The following is a 1,177-nucleotide window of genomic DNA, read 5'->3' as shown; positions in this document are numbered from 1 at the left end:
ATGGCAAAAGGTAAATTCGAGCGCACTAAGCCTCATGTGAACATTGGCACGATTGGTCACGTTGACCATGGCAAGACGTCGCTGACGGCGGCGATCACCAAGTATTTTGGCGAATACAAGCGCTACGACCAGATCGATGCGGCGCCGGAAGAGAAGGCGCGCGGCATCACCATTTCGACGGCGCATGTCGAATACGAGACCGCCAACCGCCACTATGCCCATGTCGACTGCCCCGGCCACGCTGACTATGTGAAGAACATGATCACCGGTGCCGCGCAGATGGACGGCGCGATCCTGGTGGTCTCGGCCGCCGACGGCCCGATGCCGCAGACCCGCGAGCACATCCTTTTGGCCCGCCAGGTCGGCGTGCCCTCGATCGTGGTGTTCTTGAACAAGGTCGACCAGGTCGACGACGCCGAGCTGCTCGAGCTGGTCGAGCTCGAGGTGCGTGAGCTTTTGACCAAGAACGAGTTCCCCGGCGACGACATTCCGATCGTCAAGGGTTCGGCGCTTGCCGCACTTGAAGACAGCGACAAGAAGATCGGCGAGGATGCCATCCGCGAACTGATGGCTGCGGTCGATGCCTATATCCCGACGCCGGTTCGTCCGCTCGACAAGCCGTTCCTGATGCCGATCGAGGACGTGTTCTCGATCTCGGGCCGCGGCACGGTTGTGACCGGCCGCGTCGAGCGCGGCGTCGTCAAGGTCGGCGAGGAGCTGGAGATCGTCGGCATCCGCCCGACCACCAAGACGACCTGCACGGGGGTCGAGATGTTCCGCAAGCTGCTCGACCAGGGCCAGGCCGGCGACAACATCGGCGCGCTGCTGCGCGGCGTCGACCGTGAAGGCGTCGAGCGCGGCCAGGTCCTGGCCAAGCCCGGCACCGTCAAGCCGCACAAGAAGTTCGTTGCCGAAGCCTACATCCTGACCAAGGACGAGGGCGGCCGCCACACGCCGTTCTTCACCAACTACCGTCCGCAGTTCTATTTCCGCACGACGGACGTGACCGGCATCGTGTCGCTGCCGGAAGGCACCGAGATGGTGATGCCGGGCGACAACATCACCGTCGATGTCGAGCTGATCGTGCCGATCGCCATGGAAGAGAAGCTGCGCTTCGCCATCCGTGAAGGCGGCCGCACCGTCGGTGCCGGCATCGTCGTCACCATCAAAGAGTAAT

Annotated in this window: 1 protein-coding gene; it reads left to right on the top strand. The window is 63.2% G+C overall.

Features of this window, described 5'->3' with window-relative positions; genetic code table 11:
• Positions 1 to 1,176 (top strand): elongation factor Tu, encoded by a 1,176-nt coding sequence (gene tuf, locus AC0L2P_RS32135; protein ID WP_254817137.1) that lies wholly within the window; start codon positions 1 to 3, stop codon positions 1,174 to 1,176.
• The last annotated feature ends 1 nt before the right edge of the window (position 1,177 follow it).

The sequence above is a fragment of the Mesorhizobium sp. WSM4836 genome (assembly GCF_055811815.1).
The sequence above is the reverse complement of the archived record's forward strand: the minus strand, read 5'-3'. Positions and strand labels throughout refer to the sequence as shown.